This is a genomic window from Streptococcus varani, assembly GCF_001375655.1.
Classification (GTDB): domain Bacteria; phylum Bacillota; class Bacilli; order Lactobacillales; family Streptococcaceae; genus Streptococcus; species Streptococcus varani.
Map to the genome: position 1 here is coordinate 441,747 of NZ_CTEN01000001.1, position 17,168 is coordinate 458,914.

13 protein-coding genes and 1 pseudogene are annotated in these 17,168 nt (G+C 42.6%); 7 read left to right on the forward strand and 7 right to left on the reverse strand.

Annotated features, from left to right (window positions below; genetic code table 11):
• Nucleotides 1-15: 15 nt before the first annotated feature.
• Nucleotides 16-1,089, forward strand: coding sequence for an acyltransferase family protein (locus BN1356_RS02265; protein ID WP_093649804.1), 1,074 nt, complete (start codon nt 16-18; stop codon nt 1,087-1,089).
• A gap of 11 nt (nt 1,090-1,100) precedes the next feature.
• Here the strand turns inward: BN1356_RS02265 and BN1356_RS02270 are convergent, their stop codons facing one another.
• The 7 genes from BN1356_RS02270 to treP form a co-directional block, all read right to left on the reverse strand.
• Nucleotides 1,101-2,024, reverse strand: coding sequence for a transketolase family protein (locus tag BN1356_RS02270; protein WP_093649805.1), 924 nt, complete (start codon nt 2,022-2,024; stop codon nt 1,101-1,103).
• Entirely contained in the window at nt 2,021-2,878 is an 858-nt protein-coding gene (locus BN1356_RS02275) for a transketolase (RefSeq protein WP_093649806.1), read from the reverse strand. The genes BN1356_RS02270 and BN1356_RS02275 overlap by 4 nt, the downstream gene beginning before the upstream one ends.
• Before the next feature lie 2 nt (nt 2,879-2,880).
• Entirely contained in the window at nt 2,881-4,227 is a 1,347-nt protein-coding gene (locus BN1356_RS02280; RefSeq protein ID WP_093649807.1) for a PTS ascorbate transporter subunit IIC, read from the reverse strand.
• 134 nt (nt 4,228-4,361) lie between these two features.
• Complete coding sequence (locus BN1356_RS02285) at nt 4,362-4,646, reverse strand: PTS sugar transporter subunit IIB (RefSeq protein WP_093649808.1); 285 nt, start codon at nt 4,644-4,646, stop codon at nt 4,362-4,364.
• A gap of 2 nt (nt 4,647-4,648) precedes the next feature.
• Complete coding sequence (locus BN1356_RS02290) at nt 4,649-6,688, reverse strand: BglG family transcription antiterminator (RefSeq protein WP_093649809.1); 2,040 nt, start codon at nt 6,686-6,688, stop codon at nt 4,649-4,651.
• Between the two features lie 219 nt (nt 6,689-6,907).
• Nucleotides 6,908-8,533 carry an alpha,alpha-phosphotrehalase gene (treC, locus tag BN1356_RS02295; protein WP_093649810.1) on the reverse strand — a complete coding sequence of 542 codons (1,626 nt, stop codon included), beginning with the start codon at nt 8,531-8,533 and terminating at the stop codon, nt 6,908-6,910.
• Between the two features lie 99 nt (nt 8,534-8,632).
• Nucleotides 8,633-10,651: a PTS system trehalose-specific EIIBC component gene (gene treP, locus BN1356_RS02300; protein ID WP_093649811.1), complete on the reverse strand. Its 2,019-nt coding sequence runs from the start codon at nt 10,649-10,651 to the stop codon at nt 8,633-8,635.
• Nucleotides 10,652-10,852: 201 nt separating this feature from the next.
• Here treP and BN1356_RS02305 point away from each other — a divergent pair.
• The 6 genes and pseudogenes from BN1356_RS02305 to BN1356_RS02335 form a co-directional block, all read left to right on the forward strand.
• Nucleotides 10,853-11,710, forward strand: a pseudogene (locus BN1356_RS02305) (IS30 family transposase); the annotation flags it as partial.
• 69 nt (nt 11,711-11,779) lie between these two features.
• Entirely contained in the window at nt 11,780-12,802 is a 1,023-nt protein-coding gene (locus BN1356_RS02310) for an IS30 family transposase (RefSeq protein WP_141651815.1), read from the forward strand.
• Between the two features lie 249 nt (nt 12,803-13,051).
• Nucleotides 13,052-13,765 carry a trehalose operon repressor gene (treR, locus tag BN1356_RS02320; RefSeq protein WP_093650041.1) on the forward strand — a complete coding sequence of 238 codons (714 nt, stop codon included), beginning with the start codon at nt 13,052-13,054 and terminating at the stop codon, nt 13,763-13,765.
• A gap of 59 nt (nt 13,766-13,824) precedes the next feature.
• Nucleotides 13,825-14,136: a hypothetical protein gene (locus tag BN1356_RS02325; protein ID WP_093649814.1), complete on the forward strand. Its 312-nt coding sequence runs from the start codon at nt 13,825-13,827 to the stop codon at nt 14,134-14,136.
• On the forward strand, nt 14,133-14,681 hold the full coding sequence (locus BN1356_RS02330) for a CvpA family protein (protein ID WP_093649815.1): 549 nt from the start codon (nt 14,133-14,135) through the stop codon (nt 14,679-14,681). Before BN1356_RS02325 ends, BN1356_RS02330 begins: the two co-directional genes overlap by 4 nt.
• A 34-nt stretch (nt 14,682-14,715) precedes the next feature.
• A complete protein-coding gene (locus BN1356_RS02335) occupies nt 14,716-17,049 on the forward strand; it encodes an endonuclease MutS2 (protein WP_093649816.1) in 2,334 nt (777 codons plus the stop codon).
• Nucleotides 17,050-17,168 lie beyond the last annotated feature (119 nt).

The window sequence follows — 17,168 nt, forward strand, 5'->3', positions numbered from 1 at the left end:
TTCATTTGAGAAGGGATGATTATTTCATTGAAGAAAAAGGAGTTTCAGGATAATCTGGCTATGGTCAGTATCCTTCAATATGTCTTCTCAATAGCGGTTATTGTGATCCACAGCGGTCGTTTATTTGAAAGTGAACCGTTGCATTTTTTGGCTAAATCTGTTTTTGGGAGGATGGCGGTACCTTATTTTATGGTTTGTAGTTCTTTCTTTCTAAAAACTCATGCTACTCAAGGAAGGAAGGTTAAGGAATATTTTCAAAGTCTGATTAAGAAGTATCTGATATGGACAGTTCTCTATCTCCCCTATGGTTATTTCTACTTTTCAAATTCGAAGTTGCCGTCTTACTATCTTTTTCCAGGCTTCTTCATAGGCTTATTTTATACTGGTATGTCATATCATCTTTGGTATATTCCCGCATTTATTTTTGGTTGGTTCTTGTTGCAAGGCATGCTGAGGGTTTTTGGTAAAAAAATGACCGGCCTTTTGGTTTTTCTTCTGTACTCTTTTGGTGCTATGGAAACATACTCCCTCTTTATTGAACATACAACTTTGGGAAATTTTTTCACCAGCTACCTGGCTATCTTCCAAACTAGCCGCAATTTCCTCTTTTATGTTCCTGCCTATCTCTATGCTGGTTGCTTACTTTATGATTTTTATCAAAACGATTTTATGAAAAGATATGGAACTTATTTTCTAGTAGCTTCATTTGTAGGTCTTGCTTCTGAATCAACTCTCATCTATTTCAATCAAGGGATAGATAAAAATTTCATTCTGTTTTCTATCCCCTTCGCTTTCTTCCTTTTTCATTTCAGTTTGTCAACCAAGATTTTGGGAACAGTCAACTTTTCAAAATTAAAGCAACTCAGTAGCTACTATTACTTTATTCATCCTATCTTTATAGAATTCTTTCTTTTTGTTTTAGGAAATATCAATCTACAGCCCCATGAAGAGGGTTTGATGGTGTTTATTTTGACACTAGTATCAAGTCATTTAATAGGAAAAATCCTAGTACTAGCCGAATTTTTGATGCAAGAAAAAACTTGGAAAAAGGAATATTTAGAAGCAAAAATGCCTAGGAATCACTCCTAAGCATTTTTGGGTTATTTGCCAAGAAAATCTTGTGTTTCTTGTGTGATATTTTCGGCGGTTAGGCCGTATTCTTTCATGAGGTAGGCTTGTTGACCGACTTGGCCAAAGCGTTCGTGAACACCGATACGACGGACAGGCGTGGTACTATCTTCACTGAAGAACTCTGTTATGGCAGAGCCTAAGCCACCGCTTTGATTGTGGTTTTCAGCTGTGATGACTGGTTTTCCTGAGAGAATCGCTCGTAAGTCTTCTGCAATTGGCTTGATACGAAAGAGATCGACAAGGCCAGCAGAAATTCCTTGTTCAGCCAAGGCATCTGCTGCTTTAATAGCCTCAGCCACCATGATACCAGAAGCGACGATGGTCACATCACTTCCCTCACGGAGCTTACAGTAGCCATTTGAGAAGTCTTGGTCCTCTGTATACAGACGTTGAGGAGCCTTGCGGATAGTGCGGATGTACTTGAGACCTTTGCTATCTAGAGTTTGTTCCAAGACGGCCTTAAACTGGATATCATCACTGACTTCGTAGACAGTAGCCTGTGGAATCAAACGCATGAGTCCCATATCCTCAAAGGGCATGTGGGTCCCACCGTTCATTTCTGCGGATACACCGGCATCTGATCCGACAATGGTCGCATCTAATTGGGCATAGCCCAGTGAGAGAAAGACCTGATCAAAAACGCGGCGACTAGCAAATGGTCCAAAAGTATGGATGTAAGGCTTGTAACCCAGGACAGATAGACCGGCAGCGACACCCATCATTTCTGCCTCCATGATACCGACATTGACGTAGCGTTTGCCGTATTGTTCTGGCAGTTTATTTGTAGCCATGGAGCTAGAGAGATCAGCTTCTAAAACAGCTAGTTTTTCATTCGCTGAGCCATGTTCGGCTAGGAAGTCTCGGTAGACTAAGCGCATTTCTTTTGCTGTCATGTAAGATCCTCCTTACCTGTTTTTAACTCACGGATCGCATCCTCTAGTTGCCTACGAAGAGTATCATCCAGACGCAAGTGGTGATTGGCGTCCATTTTTTCTAAGAAGGGAATTCCCTGGCCTTTAATGGTATCCAAGACAATCGCTTTTGGTTGGTCTGAATGAGAAGTTTGCGCTGTCAGGATCGCATCGTAAATCGCTTGGATGTCATCTCCTTTGACACGACTTGCTTCAAAACCGAAGGCTTGCATTTTTGCGACAAAGTCTTGTGTGGCGCAAATTTTCTGGGTAGTTCCATCTAGTTGTTTTTTGTTGTCATCGATAAAGACGATGAGGTTTTTGAGTTTCTTGTGGGCTGCAAACTGGAAGGCTTCCCAGCATTGTCCTTCATTTAATTCACCATCTCCGACAATCGCATAGGTATGATGAGAAGAGCCCTCAATCAGCTGTCCATAGGCGATCCCTGTTGCGACGCTGATTCCCTGTCCCAGAGAACCAGTCGTCATGTCAACACCAGGTGTTAAATTACGGTCAGGATGAGATGGCAAGCGCGTGCCATTGCTATTGAGAGAATGGAGGAAGTCTTTATCAAAGAATCCTTTCAAATAAAGGGTAGCATAGAGAGCAGGTCCCGCATGTCCCTTGGAGAGAACAAAGTAGTCACGATCTTTTTGGGCAAAGATTTCTGGTGTCATAGGCATGATGTTGCCATATAAGACTGCCAGGGTTTCCACAATAGATAGACTACCACCATAGTGACCAAAACCGAGCTGGTTCAAGGTTTCAAGAATAGAGATTCGAATATCGATGGCTAATTCTTTTAATTGTCGGTTATCGTCTGCTAGAAGAGGCATCTTTAGTCCTCCTTAGTAGCTTTTTTACCAAACATAGTGAGAACAAGCATGCCAGCTAGGACTGCGAAGATACCGATGGATACGGTCATGACACCACCATTTTTCGCAAGGAGACCAAGGAAGATGCCGGAGAGACCGAAGTCTGCATCAGAGAAAGTAGAACCTGCAAATCCAAGATTACCAAGGACAGGGAGCAAGAAGACTGGCAAGAAGCTGATGAGGACACCTTGCATAAAGGCACCGATAACAGAACCACGAATGCCACCAGATGCATTACCGATAACCCCAGCAGTAGCACCACAGAAGAAGTGAGGAACGACACCTGGTAAGATCACGACACCACCAGTACCAATCATGATAGCCATACTAACCAAACCACCAATAAAGCTAGAGATGAAACCAATCAATACAGCATTTGGAGCATATGGGTAAACGATAGGACAGTCAAGGGCTGGTTTAGAATTTGGAACCAATTTTTCAGAAATCCCCTTGAAGGCAGGTACAATTTCAGCCAAGATAAGGCGCACACCTGATAGGATAACGAAGACACCTCCGGCAAAAGTACCGCCCAATTGAAGAGCGTAAACCATGCTGTTTGTGCCGCCACTCAATTCTTTTTCAATATATTCTGGACCTGCGAAGATAGCTACGATGATATAAATGATCGACATAGAGATGGCAATGCTGACAGTTGAGTCACGCAAGAAAGCCAATCCTTTAGGGAATTTGATATCTTCAGTTGATTTGGATTTGTCACCAACAATTCCACCGATAAAGCCACTGAGCCAGTATCCAAGAGATGAGAAGTGACCAAGAGCAACGGTATCGTTACCAGTTAATTGAACCATGTATTTTTGAACAAAAGCTGGAGCAAGCGTCATAATGATACCGAGCGCCAAACCACCCATCACGATGAGGCCAGCTGAAGTAAAGCCTGCCACAGTCATGATAACAGCAATCATACAAGCCATGTAGAGTGTATGGTGACCAGTTAAGAAGATGTATTTAAACTTAGTGAAACGTGCAATCAAGATATTGAAAACCATACCCAAGAGCATGATGAGAGAAGTTGCCGTACCATAATCAGTTAAGGCTAGGGCAACGATAGCTTCGTTATTTGGGACAACCCCTTTTAAGTGGAAAGCCACTTCAAACATTTGCCCAAAAGGTGTCAAAGCTGTTAAAAGAAGAGTTGCTCCACCACCTACAACCAAGAAACCAACAAAGGTTTTTAAACCACCTTTAACCAAATCAGAAACGGATTTTTTCTGAAGCGCCAATCCTAAAATCGCAATCAATGCTACCAAAATAGCAGGAGTTTTAGCGATATCAATCAAAAATTTTAACATAAAATTCTCCTTAAAAATAAGATACAGAGGCAGTTAAAAACAAGATGAAAATAGGAGATTCACGTAGCGTGCTTGCACACAAGGCAATCTATCTTTTTCATGCCGTTTTTAGGCTGAGTTCAATTTCAACAAGATTACAACAATCCTTTTTCCTGACAGATAGCTGTCACCACTTCTTTGAGCTCATCCATATCAATAATGCTATTGAGTGGGCGAACATCCCCTAGGTGAGTAGCAGAGTCTGCTAAATCACGACCAACAATCCAGACATCGGCATCACGAGCAGTTGCCCCACCTAAGTCATAGTGTTCCACTTCCACATCCGAAACACCCAAATCCCGTAGGATTGATTCGATGTTCATCTGTACCATAAAACTTGAGCCCAAACCTGAGCCACATGCTGCACCAATTCGTAACATAATTACGCCTCCTGTTTAATAATATTTTTGATGTCTGAATAAGATTTGGATGCCAAAAGGGCTTCCACGTTTGCATTTTCCCTCAAGATAGCGGTTAAGTGTGACAAGGCCTTGAGATGTGTTTCGTTATCAATAGCTGCAATGCAGAGCAGCAGACGGATTTCATGTTTGGGATCGTCCAACAAGTAAATAGGGTTCTCTAAGACCAACATGGACATGCCGACCTTGTTGACCCCATCTTCTGGACGGGCGTGCGGAATGGCAATCCCTTTGCCAAGGTCGATGAAGGGACCAAAGTCCTCCACTTTTGCAATCATAGCTTCTGGATAAGAGCTTTCAATTTGTCCTGAGTCTAGGAGAGGTTTAGCCGCCAAGCGAATAGCTGATTTCCAATCCAATTTCTCGGAACTGGTTTGGTAAGTAGCCTCTGTAATTAATTCATGTAACAAGGGCTTCACGTCCTTTCTGTTTTCCTTGGTTTGTAGTAGGGTTCGTAGGGCCGAACGAAGTTCTGATTCACGTGAGATGTGACCATACTGTTTCATCGTTTCAATCACTTGTTCTAGGATGATCGTGTCTTCACAGGCATCAGGAAATTCTTTGGCAACCATCTCAATCAAGCCTTGAGTCTGCTCCTCTGTCATGAGGACCGATACCAGGAAGCTTAGTTTGTTACTTGAAATTTCCACCGTTGAGAAAACAAGATCATAATTGGATTCATCTAAGATGGTCAATTGTTCTACCCGACTGGTATGAATGAAGTCAATCTTTGGAAAAATCTTTTTTAGATTTTCCTTTATGATGAGAGAAGAACTGACTCCATTGGGACAGATGATAACTGCCCGGTAAGGGAGATAGGATTGGGGTCTCTGATGTAGATAGCCTCCAAAATGAACCACGAAATAGGAAATTTCAGCGTCTGGGATGGGGTAGCCGATTTCTTCTTCCAAGGGTTTCAAACCTGCTTGGACCAGTTCGAATAAATCAGAGTAATTTTCTTTTATCTGACTCGTATAAGAATTTGTAGAAAATAGGCGGTATTTGAGTCGGAAGAAAGCTGGAATCAGATGGCGTTTCAAGCCATCTTCCAACTTATCTCGCTGTTCAAAATTAAGGAGAGAAACCTCTTCCATCTTTTCGACAACGCTTCTAGTTAGGTGTTGAAAATAAGTATCATCCCCCTCTAATTGTCCCTCAAAACAACCGGATAGGATACTGGATAAATAATTTTTTGCATCCAGTTCTATATTTTTTTTCAAAGGAAAGGTAGAAGCGATATCCTGGATAATGATCTCCGTCAAAGATTGCAGTGATTCGGGGAATTTATCTTTCTCGAGATGTGCATGTTTACTGACTCGTCCATAACGATAGAGAATGAAGAGAATAAGATAGAGGCACTCTTCTAAGCGGTGTTGAATGGGAGTTAACTGAAAGGCGTTGTAATAGTCTTCTGTCCGCTTCATCAATTCTTCGAACTTATTTGGGTAATCCCATGCGGATAAGACATGATGCAGGGCCCAGAAGCCGATAGGCTCTTTTAACAATTCGCTGATCGCGTAGAGTGCCAGGCGGTGCTTGTCCTTTTCCAGACCATGGATGGCATATCCTTCAGCCCGTGTATAGGTCAGAGATAAGTCGAATTCTTCCATGACCTCTCGGAGATTTTTGATATCCGTTAGAGAGGTGTTTTTGCTGACCTTCAAGAAATCTTGGTAATGGTTATTGGAGACAAAATCTCTGCGACAAAAGGTGTATAAAAAAATTAGATAAATCCGCTCATTTTGGGCTAGATAGAGCTGTTCCTCCTTTAACTCCTCTATGATTTTCTGTGCCTGAGAGGAAATTTCCTCGGGCAAATGATAAGAACCATCGGACACAATGAGTGCAGGTAAATTTTTGGATCGAAAATACTGATTGAGACTATCCACCTGTTCTTGGAGCTCTTTAATGGTGAATTTAGTCTTAACAGAAAGAGCATACAAAGAAATGGATGGTTCGCTCAGTAGAGTCATCAAAATGACTAAGGTTTTTTGATCAAACATATTTCCTCCTTTTCCTATGCTTTTCTATCTCTAGTTTATATGAAAAGTCAGCAAATGACTAGTCCCCATTTAGCCCAAATCGAAAGAGCTTTGTAATCGTTCTCATTGGGCTCAAAGAGTTGTCGTCAAGAGACTTCTATTTCATTTGGGATTTTTTACCCAAGAAAAAACGGATAAATCCTATTTGACCATTTGGTCTGGATTTGTCCGTTCTTATCTTTAATCTAAGTGAATCGCTAAGCTTTGATAAGGTTGTAAAACTAGATTTTCAGTCAGCTCGACATTGTCGTAATTACTGAGAAGAACCTTACCTGTCTGGTAATCAGCTGGAAGCTGAATCGTCACATTTTCTGGGAAGAAGTTGTTGAGGACTAAGAGTTTTTGTCCATCTAGTTGGCGCTCAAAGGCATAGATTTTTTTGCTATCTTGATAAGCAGCCTTGTAAACCCCCTCAGAAATAAGTGGCATTTCCTTACGAAGCTTGATTAATGTCTGATAGAAGGTAAAAATCTGGCCTGATTTTTCGTTCTCGACGTTGATCTCTGGATAGGAGCGACCAGCTTTGAGCCATGGGGTTCCTGTTGAGAATCCAGCATTTGGACTCGCATCCCACTGCATGGGAGTACGGGAATTATCGCGGGACTTGGCTTGGATGATAGCAAAGGTCTCATTCTCTGATTTACCAGCTGCTAAGAGTTCTTGATAAGCGTTGAGGGACTCGACATCCACATAGTCTGCCATGCTATCGTAGTCTGGGTCAATCATTCCGATTTCTTCCCCCATGTAGATATAAGGAGTTCCACGTGACAAGTGGATAGAAGCAGCCAACATAGTCGCTCCTTCCGTACGGAAGTTCTTTACATCGACAAAGCGGTTGAGGGCGCGTGGTTGGTCATGGTTGTTGTAGAAAAGAGCTGACCAGCCGTCTCCAGCACTCATGCCTTCTCCCCAAGTGTGGAAGAGAGTTTTCAATTCCTCGAAATCAAAGGTCTTGAGTGTCCACTTTTGCCCATTTTCATAGTCTACCTTCAGGTGGTGGAAGTTAAAGACCATGTCTAACTCCTTGTTGTTGGGGTTGCTGTACTGAACACAGTTTTCAATGTCTGTGAAGCTCATTTCACCAACTGTCATGCCACCCTGATCTTGACCAAAGGAGGCTTGATTGAGCATTTTAAGATAGTCATGGTTGATCGGACGGTCAGTATATTCTGGCTTACCGTCAAAATTAGGATTATTCTTGAGAACTTCATCCTTACCAATCAAATTGATGACATCAAAACGGAAGCCCTTAACACCCTTTTTACGCCAGAAATTAACTACTTTAAACATCTCTTCGCGGACATGCGGGTTGCGCCAGTTGAGGTCGGCCTGTGTGACATCAAAGAGGTGAAGGTAATATTTACCAGTATCCCCAAAAGGAGCCCAAGCATTGCCTCCAAACTTCGAAACCCAGTCAGTCGGGTGATCGCGCAAGATAAAGAAATCTTGGTAATATTGATCGCCAGCCAAAGCTTTCTGGAACCATTCATGTTCTGTCGAGCAGTGGTTGAGGACCATGTCTAGCATGAGCTCGATACCATGTTTTTTAGCGGTCTGAGCCAATTCTTCAAAATCATCCATGGTCCCAAAGAGTGGATTGACCGCTGTGTAATCCGATACATCATATCCATTGTCACGCTGGGGACTTGGATAAAAGGGATTGAGCCAGATGACATCGACACCTAGTTCCTGCAAATAGGGTAACTTTTCAATAATACCACGCAGGTCCCCAACACCATTTCCGGTCGTATCTTTATATGATTTTGGATAAATTTGATAGACAACCTGTTTTTTGTCAAATGTCATTCTTTCTCCTTTATTTTATAAAATAGATTGATCAGTCATTTAAAACACCAACAAACCCAGTCTTCTCGCAACTGGGCTTGTTTTGGATTTCAAAGACCTTTATTTTTTAAGAGCCTTCATCAATGCTTGACCAGCTATTACATTACTTGGCAATGCAAGAAGATCAGCTGGAGCAAAGGTATCTTGGTTGGTAACAATAACAGGTGTTTCTGTTAAGTAACCAGCTGCTTTGATAGCTTCCATATCGAAAGTAATCAAGAGATCGCCAGCTTTCACTGTATCACCTTGAACAACATGAGCTGTAAAGCCTTGTCCTTCCAAGTTCACGGTATCCATACCAATGTGCATAAGAAGTTCGACACCATCCGTTGATACCATGCCAACTGCGTGCTTGGTTGGGAAGAGAACAGAGATAGTTCCATCTACTGGAGCCAGCAATTTACCTTCAGTAGGTTGGATGAGGACACCTTGCCCCATCAGACCTTGTGCAAAGACTGGGTCATTGGCTGTGCTCAATTCTTTTGCTTCACCTGTCAGTGGGCTAAGGATTGGCAATGAGCTAGCAGAAGCATGTTCTTCTGTAGCTGGAGTAAGGGCTGCTACTGGAGCTTCAACAAAGTCAGCTTTAGCTGCATCCTCTGCTTTTGTCAAGATACCTGCCTTACGGAAGAAGAAAGTTAGAATGAAAGGTACCACAATGGCAACAAGCATTGCCAAAAGGAAAGCTCCCCATGAGTTTGCTTTGATCGCCAAGATTCCTGGAAGTCCACCAACACCGATGGCATTAGCTGTGATGTTGAGACTTGTTGAGAGAAGACCGGCAATACCGGAACCAATCAAAGCAGCAACGAATGGATAGATGTATTTAACGTTGACACCAAAGAGGGCGGGCTCTGTAACACCCAAGTAAGCCGAAATGGCAGCTGGAAGGGAAATTTGAGCTTCTTTTTCGCTATGGCGGTTCATGAAGTAGTATGCCAATACGGCAGATCCTTGAGCGATATTAGAAAGGGCAATCATTGGCCAGAGACCAGTTCCGCCTGCATCTGCAATCAATTGGGTATCAATAGCGTTGGTCATGTGGTGAAGACCAGTGATAACAAGTGGAGCATAGAGGGAACCGAAGATAGCACCGAAGAGCCACTTGAATGGTCCTGTCAAACCAGCCAATACGACGGTTGATAAGCCTTGACCTAGCCACCAACCGAATGGTCCAAGCACTGTATGCGCCAAGATAAGAGCTGGAAGAAGAGACAAGAACGGTACGAAAATCATTGATACGACTTCTGGGATGCGTTTGCGCCAGAAGATTTCAAGGTTAGCCAATGCCAGACCAGCCAAGAGCGCTGGAATAACCTGAGCTTGGTAACCGATACGGTTTACAGTGAAAGAACCGAAGTTCCATACCCAGTTTTCTGCAATTTCTTTTGCAGGAGTACCAGCTACGGCATAGGCATTAAGAAGTTGTGGAGATACCAAACAAATACCCAAAATGATACCTAAGATTTGAGTTGTACCCATCTTACGGGTTACAGACCAAGTGATACCAACTGGTAAGAAGTGGAAAATCGCTTCACCTGGAAGCCACAAGAAATGGTTGACGCCGCTCCAGAATGGGGAAACCATAGTGATAGTGTTCCATACAGGATTGCCATCAGCGTCAAAAACTTTTGCGCCGTCAGCAACTTGTTGTCCCAACCATTCCATACCGACAGATTCCAAAACATTACGGAAACCGAGAATCAAACCACCAACAATGATAGCTGGAATGATAGGGGTGAAGATTTCAGCCAACATGGTCAAGACGCGTTGGACTGGGTTGAGGTTTTTCTTAGCAGCTGATTTTGCAGCCTCTTTTGAAACGCCTTCGATACCAGAAACGGCAGAGAAGTCGTTGTAAAAGATTGGTACATCGTTACCAATGATAACCTGGAACTGACCAGCGTTTGTAAAGGTGCCTTTTACTGCTGAGAGGTTTTCAATCGCCTTAATGTCGGCTTTTGAGTCGTCGTTGAGGACAAAGCGCATACGTGTTGCACAGTGGGATACTGCAGCCACATTATCCTTGCCACCGACCGCTTGAAGTAGGGTTTTGGCATCGCTTTCAAATTTTCCCATAATTTCTCCTTTTATGGTTGTAATAGAATTTGATTTGTACGTACAAATCATTACAGAGTTATTGTAACCGATTTCTAGTTCGATTGCAAGCTTTTTTTCAAAAAATTTTTTTTCCCCGCGTTGTAAAATGAAGTGCAACAAAAAAGACATGTTCGTCTGATATACTAGAATTCCCCAACTCAGTATAGAAAGCAGATGAACATGTCCAACACTCATTCTACCAAAAAATCAACCTATTCTCATCTCTCAGCCTCGGAACGTGGCGAAATGGCTGCTTATCTTAAAATGGGAAAGAAACCGGCTGAAATCGCTCGTCTTCTAGGTCGTCACCGGTCGACAATCAGTCGAGAAATCAAACGTGGTTCGGTGGATCAGGTACAGGATAAGAATGGGAAACGTACCTATTTCAGTGCCTATTTCGCTGATAGCGGACAGCGTGTCTATGAATCCAATCGTCAAAAGTGCTCTTATCTCAAGTTGAATGACTGCTCCGCTAAATTCATTGAGCAATTAGGATATGCCTTGAAAGCTAAAATTCGTCTTCATAGCGTAGATAGTTTCGTTCAGACTTATAAAGCAAATCATCCTGAGGAGGTTGTTCCCTCTACCAAAACCATTTATCGCTATATCAAAGAGGGGCTGTTAGTTATAAAACCAATCGATTTACCTAAGATGGTCAGTATCAGGAAACGTTCTAAGCCAGTCATTAAGACGAATAAGAAAACTTTAGGTCAGTCTATCGAAGAACGTCCTGAGTGTATCAATGACCGTTCTGAATTTGGTCATTGGGAGATTGACTTGGTTCTTGGAAAGAAAACCAAAGGTGAAGCTGTTGTTTTGACTTTGGTAGAGCGCCAGACACGCTATGCACTAGGAGTTAAGCTAGAAGACAAACAGTCCCATACCATTAATTGTGCTGTCAAACAACTTACAAGTCAGTATCCTATTGCATCCATTACAGCTGATAATGGTTCTGAATTTAGTTTACTCTCAGACTTGGAAGCTGTTGATGTTTACTTTGCACATCCATATTCTTCACATGAGAGAGGTACAAATGAAGTGCAACAAAAAAGACATGTTCGTCTGATATACTAGAATTCCCCAACTCAGTATAGAAAGCAGATGAACATGTCCAACACTCATTCTACCAAAAAATCAACCTATTCTCATCTCTCAGCCTCGGAACGTGGCGAAATGGCTGCTTATCTTAAAATGGGAAAGAAACCGGCTGAAATCGCTCGTCTTCTAGGTCGTCACCGGTCGACAATCAGTCGAGAAATCAAACGTGGTTCGGTGGATCAGGTACAGGATAAGAATGGGAAACGTACCTATTTCAGTGCCTATTTCGCTGATAGCGGACAGCGTGTCTATGAATCCAATCGTCAAAAGTGCTCTTATCTCAAGTTGAATGACTGCTCCGCTAAATTCATTGAGCAATTAGGATATGCCTTGAAAGCTAAAATTCGTCTTCATAGCGTAGATAGTTTCGTTCAGACTTATAAAGCAAATCATCCTGAGGAGGTTGTTCCCTCTACCAAAACCATTTATCGCTATATCAAAGAGGGGCTGTTAGTTATAAAACCAATCGATTTACCTAAGATGGTCAGTATCAGGAAACGTTCTAAGCCAGTCATTAAGACGAATAAGAAAACTTTAGGTCAGTCTATCGAAGAACGTCCTGAGTGTATCAATGACCGTTCTGAATTTGGTCATTGGGAGATTGACTTGGTTCTTGGAAAGAAAACCAAAGGTGAAGCTGTTGTTTTGACTTTGGTAGAGCGCCAGACACGCTATGCACTAGGAGTTAAGCTAGAAGACAAACAGTCCCATACCATTAATTGTGCTGTCAAACAACTTACAAGTCAGTATCCTATTGCATCCATTACAGCTGATAATGGTTCTGAATTTAGTTTACTCTCAGACTTGGAAGCTGTTGATGTTTACTTTGCACATCCATATTCTTCACATGAGAGAGGTACAAATGAGAACTTCAATGGTCTCCTCAGAGAATATATCCCTAAAGGAAACTCTTTTAATTCACTAACCTCTGAAGAACTTGACAACTATATCACAGCCATCAATGAGCGCCCGAGACGACTTCTTCAATACCAATCTTCAAAATTCCTATTTGGGATAGCCCAAATAGCTTAACCTCTGGATCTCTAGTTATCAATCAACTTGTTGCACTTGACTTGACAACATGCGATCATTGAGCGCCCGAGACGACTTCTTCAATACCAATCTTCAAAATTCCTATTTGGGATAGCCCAAATAGCTTAACCTCTGGATCTCTAGTTATCAATCAACTTGTTGCACTTGACTTGACAACATGCGAAAATTTTTTTTCTGATATAATAGGTAGAAACATGTATGTAAAAAAGCAGAACAATGAAAGAAATTATGAAAAAATATCAAGAAATTTTCAATGATTTACAAGAAAAAATCATTAATACCACTTATCAACCAGGTAGCCTTTTGCCAACGGAACAGGACTTACAAAAACTTTATAGTGTCAGTCGAGATACGGTTCGTAAGGCTCTTAGACTCTTGACGGAGAAAGGGTTGATTCAAAAGGTACAGGGTCGTGGTTCACAAGTTCTCAAGCAAGAATTGCTCAATTTTCCAGTTTCGGGATTAACATCTTATAAGGAGTTAGTAGAAAGTTTGCACTTAGATAGTGTGACTCAGGTTATTAGTCTAGATTTAGATACCATAGATGAGAAAGAAGCTTTGCGGACAGGCTTTGCACAAGGACATCAAGTGTGGAAGGTCTTGCGAACTCGAACAATCGATGGCTTTGTTTCGGTATTGGATTTGGATTATTTATCCAGAGATTGTGTTCCCGAGGTAACCAAAGAGATTGCGGAAAACTCAATTTATGCTTATTTAGAAAATGACCTAGGTTTAGACATTTCCTATGCTCAGAAAGAGATTACCATCCAAGCTTCGACCGAGAGGGAGCGCCTGCTTATGGATAATACTGATGAATATCTGGTGCTCATTCGTTCTAGAGTTTACCTTGGGGATACCAGGCAGTTTCAGTATACAGAAAGTCGACATAAGATTGATAAATTTCAATTTGTGGACTTTGCCCGCCGTAAACACTCGCTTTAAGGCATTTTCGATTAGTCAAAAAGCGGCTTTTACGGTATAATAGATTTCGAGGTATTTTTATGACGAATTTAAACCGATACAAATTTACATTTGGAAAAAAACAATTAACCGTTACGACAGAACATGACAACCTTTTTATGGAGGAAATCGAGCGACTGGTGCAAGAAAAGTACCAGGCTCTTGAGGAAAAATTGCCAAATGCCGATGCTGAAACAAAGGCCTTGCTTCTAGCCATTAACGCCCTCTCGGTTCAATTGTTGCGGGAAGTGGACCATGCCAAAGTGGAAGCAGAATTGGCTAATGTGAAAGAAATGGTCTTGAAAAAGAATGTAACCCTACTTGATTTAGACGAGCTTGAGTATAAGCTATGATTTCATTTGTTATTTTATTGATTTTGGCCTGGAGCTTTTATATCGGCTATAGCCGTGGCTTAGTTCTACAACTTTTCTATTCTTTCGCCTGCCTTCTTTCTTTGTTTATCGCAGCAGGTAACTACAAGAAGTTAGCTTCTATCTTCTATCTGTGGGTTCCCTTTGCTAATGCCCACGAAGGTGCTAGTACTTTTTACTTTGATAGCCAATATCTCTTTGATTTGGATAAAGTTTTCTATGCAGGTTTGGCCTTTTTAGCCATTTATATGCTGGTCTATATTGTGATGCGTGTGCTGGGAATCTTCATGCATTTGATCCGTTACATCAGTCCAGATACAACTATGATGAATCTGATCAGTGGTGGTCTCTCAGTCCTAGTGACCTTGGTATCCTTGCAGATTGCTCTAACCATCCTGGCGACTATTCCTGTGGGAGATGTTCAGAATATCTTACACACTAATTGGCTGGCAGATACTATTATTAAACACACTCCCCTTACCAGTGGTTGGCTCCGTCAGCTCTGGATTAACAATATTATCGGGTAAGGCTGTGGCCTTACTCTTTTTGTAAGTAGGAAAAATGAATCATAAAATTTTAGAAATTTTGGAGTTTGACAAGGTCAAAAAACTCCTAGAAAATCTGCTTCTAACCGAGCAGGGATTAGAAGAAGTGCGGCAGTTGAGTCCGATGGTAGACATTGACCGCATCCAACAAGCTTTTGATGAAAGTAGGGATATGGCTGACCTTTTTGTCCATTACCCTCATTTTACTTTAGCTACCACGCAAGAAATCGGGCCAGCCATGCGCCGCTTGGAGTTAGAAGCTGATCTCAATATTTTAGAACTCTTAGCGGTCAAACGGATCTTGACCATCTCTAAAGAACTAGCCGACTTTTATGCCAACTTGGAAAATGTTTCCTTACGGCAATTGGATAAACTCTTTGAAAAAATAGAGACCTTTCCTAGTTTGCAAGGAACTCTCATGGCTGTCAATGAGGGTGGTTTTCTGGAGGACTTTGCCAGCGAAGCTTTATTGAAAATCCGTCGGAAGATTCAGGAGGCGGAAGTTCAGGTGCGTCAGGTCATGCAGGATCTGCTCAAGGCTAAGGCAGATATGCTGTCGGATTCGATTTTAGCGAGTCGAAATGGACGCAATGTTTTACCCGTTAAAAACACCTTCCGCAACCGGATTTCGGGGGTTGTTCATGATATTTCTGCATCGGGATCGACCGTTTACATTGAGCCCCGCGCAGTTGTTGCTCTCAATGAGGAGATCAGTCATTTGAGGGCAGAGGAACGGCACGAAATAGCCCGTATCTTACGAGAAATATCCAGTCTTTTACATCCACACACGGCGATTATCCGTAACAATGCTTGGGTTATCGGTCACTTGGATCTGGTTCGGGCCAAACATCTCTTTGCTAGAGATTACGAGGCCGTGGTACCCACTCTATCTGACCAGCAAGATATCGCCCTTCTCAATGTCCGTCATCCCCTATTGACAAAACCTGTCGCCAATGATTTGACCTTCGGTAGCGATTTGACAACCATTGTCATGACTGGACCCAATACGGGTGGTAAGACTATCTTGCTCAAAACTTTAGGATTGACGCATCTTATGGCCCAGTCGGGCCTTCCTATCCTTGCTGATAAAGGCAGTCGCGTGGCTGTTTTCAAAGAAATCTTTGCCGATATTGGGGATGAACAATCCATCGAGCAGAGCCTATCCACCTTCTCTAGTCACATGACCCATATCGTGGACATTATGAGGCAAGCGGATGAGGAAACTTTGGTCCTCTTTGATGAGTTGGGGGCGGGGACGGATCCGCAAGAAGGGGCTTCTTTAGCCATGGCTATCTTAGATGATTTGAGACTACGTGGCATCAAAACCATGGCTACCACCCACTATCCAGAGCTCAAGGCCTACGGCATTGAGACGCCGCATGTGGAAAATGCCAGCATGGAGTTTGACACGGATAGTTTACGTCCGACCTATCGCTTTATGCAGGGAGTACCAGGTCGTTCCAACGCTTTTGAAATCGCCCGTCGTCTTGGTTTGGCTGATGTGGTTATCAAGGCAGCTCAGGAATGGACCGATTCGGATAGTGATGTCAATCGAGTGATTGAGCGTTTGGAAAAGCAAACCTTGGAAAGCCGTAAACGCCTGGACCATATCCGTGATGTGGAGCAAGAAAATCTCAAGATGAATCGCGCTCTCCGTAAGCTCTTTGATGAGTTGACTAGAGAGCGGGAGAATGAACTCAATAAGGCTCGTTTGGAAGCTCAGGAAATTGTTGATATGGCCATGGCTGAAAGCGAGGACATTCTGAAAAACCTCCACGATCAGGCCACTCTCAAGCCCCATCAGATAATCGAAGCTAAGAGCCAGCTGAAAAAACTGGCACCGGATCTGGTTGATTTGTCCAAGAACAAGGTTTTGAAAAAAGCTAAGGCAGAGCGAGCCGCCAAGGTAGGGGAAGAGATTCTAGTCACTGCCTATGGGCAACGGGGAATCTTAACCAATCAGCTCAAGGATGGCCGTTGGGAAGCTCAAGTTGGTCTCATCAAGATGACCCTCAAGCGAGACGAATTTGGCCTGGTTAAGGCTGAAAAAGAAGGTCAGCCCCAGAAAAAACAAATTCATACCGTGAAACGAGCCAATGTCAAGGGACCAAAAGCCCGCTTGGACCTTCGTGGGAAACGCTACGAAGAAGCCATGCAGGAGCTGGATGAATTTATCGACCAGGCTCTCCTCAATAATATGGCCCAGGTTGACATTGTCCACGGGATCGGGACCGGCGTTATCCGCGAAGCCGTTACTAAGTACCTCCGTAGCAACCGCAATGTCAAAGAATTTGGCTATGCCCCGCAGAATGCAGGAGGTTCTGGCTGTACCATTGTGACATTGAAATAGGTTTAGTTATTAAAAAGAGTAATGATGCAAAAATCTTTCTGAATATTCTCTGTTGAAAAATTAAAAACTCTTGAGAATAGTTTCATTACTTCTCAAGAGTTTTTTAGTAAGTAAGGAAT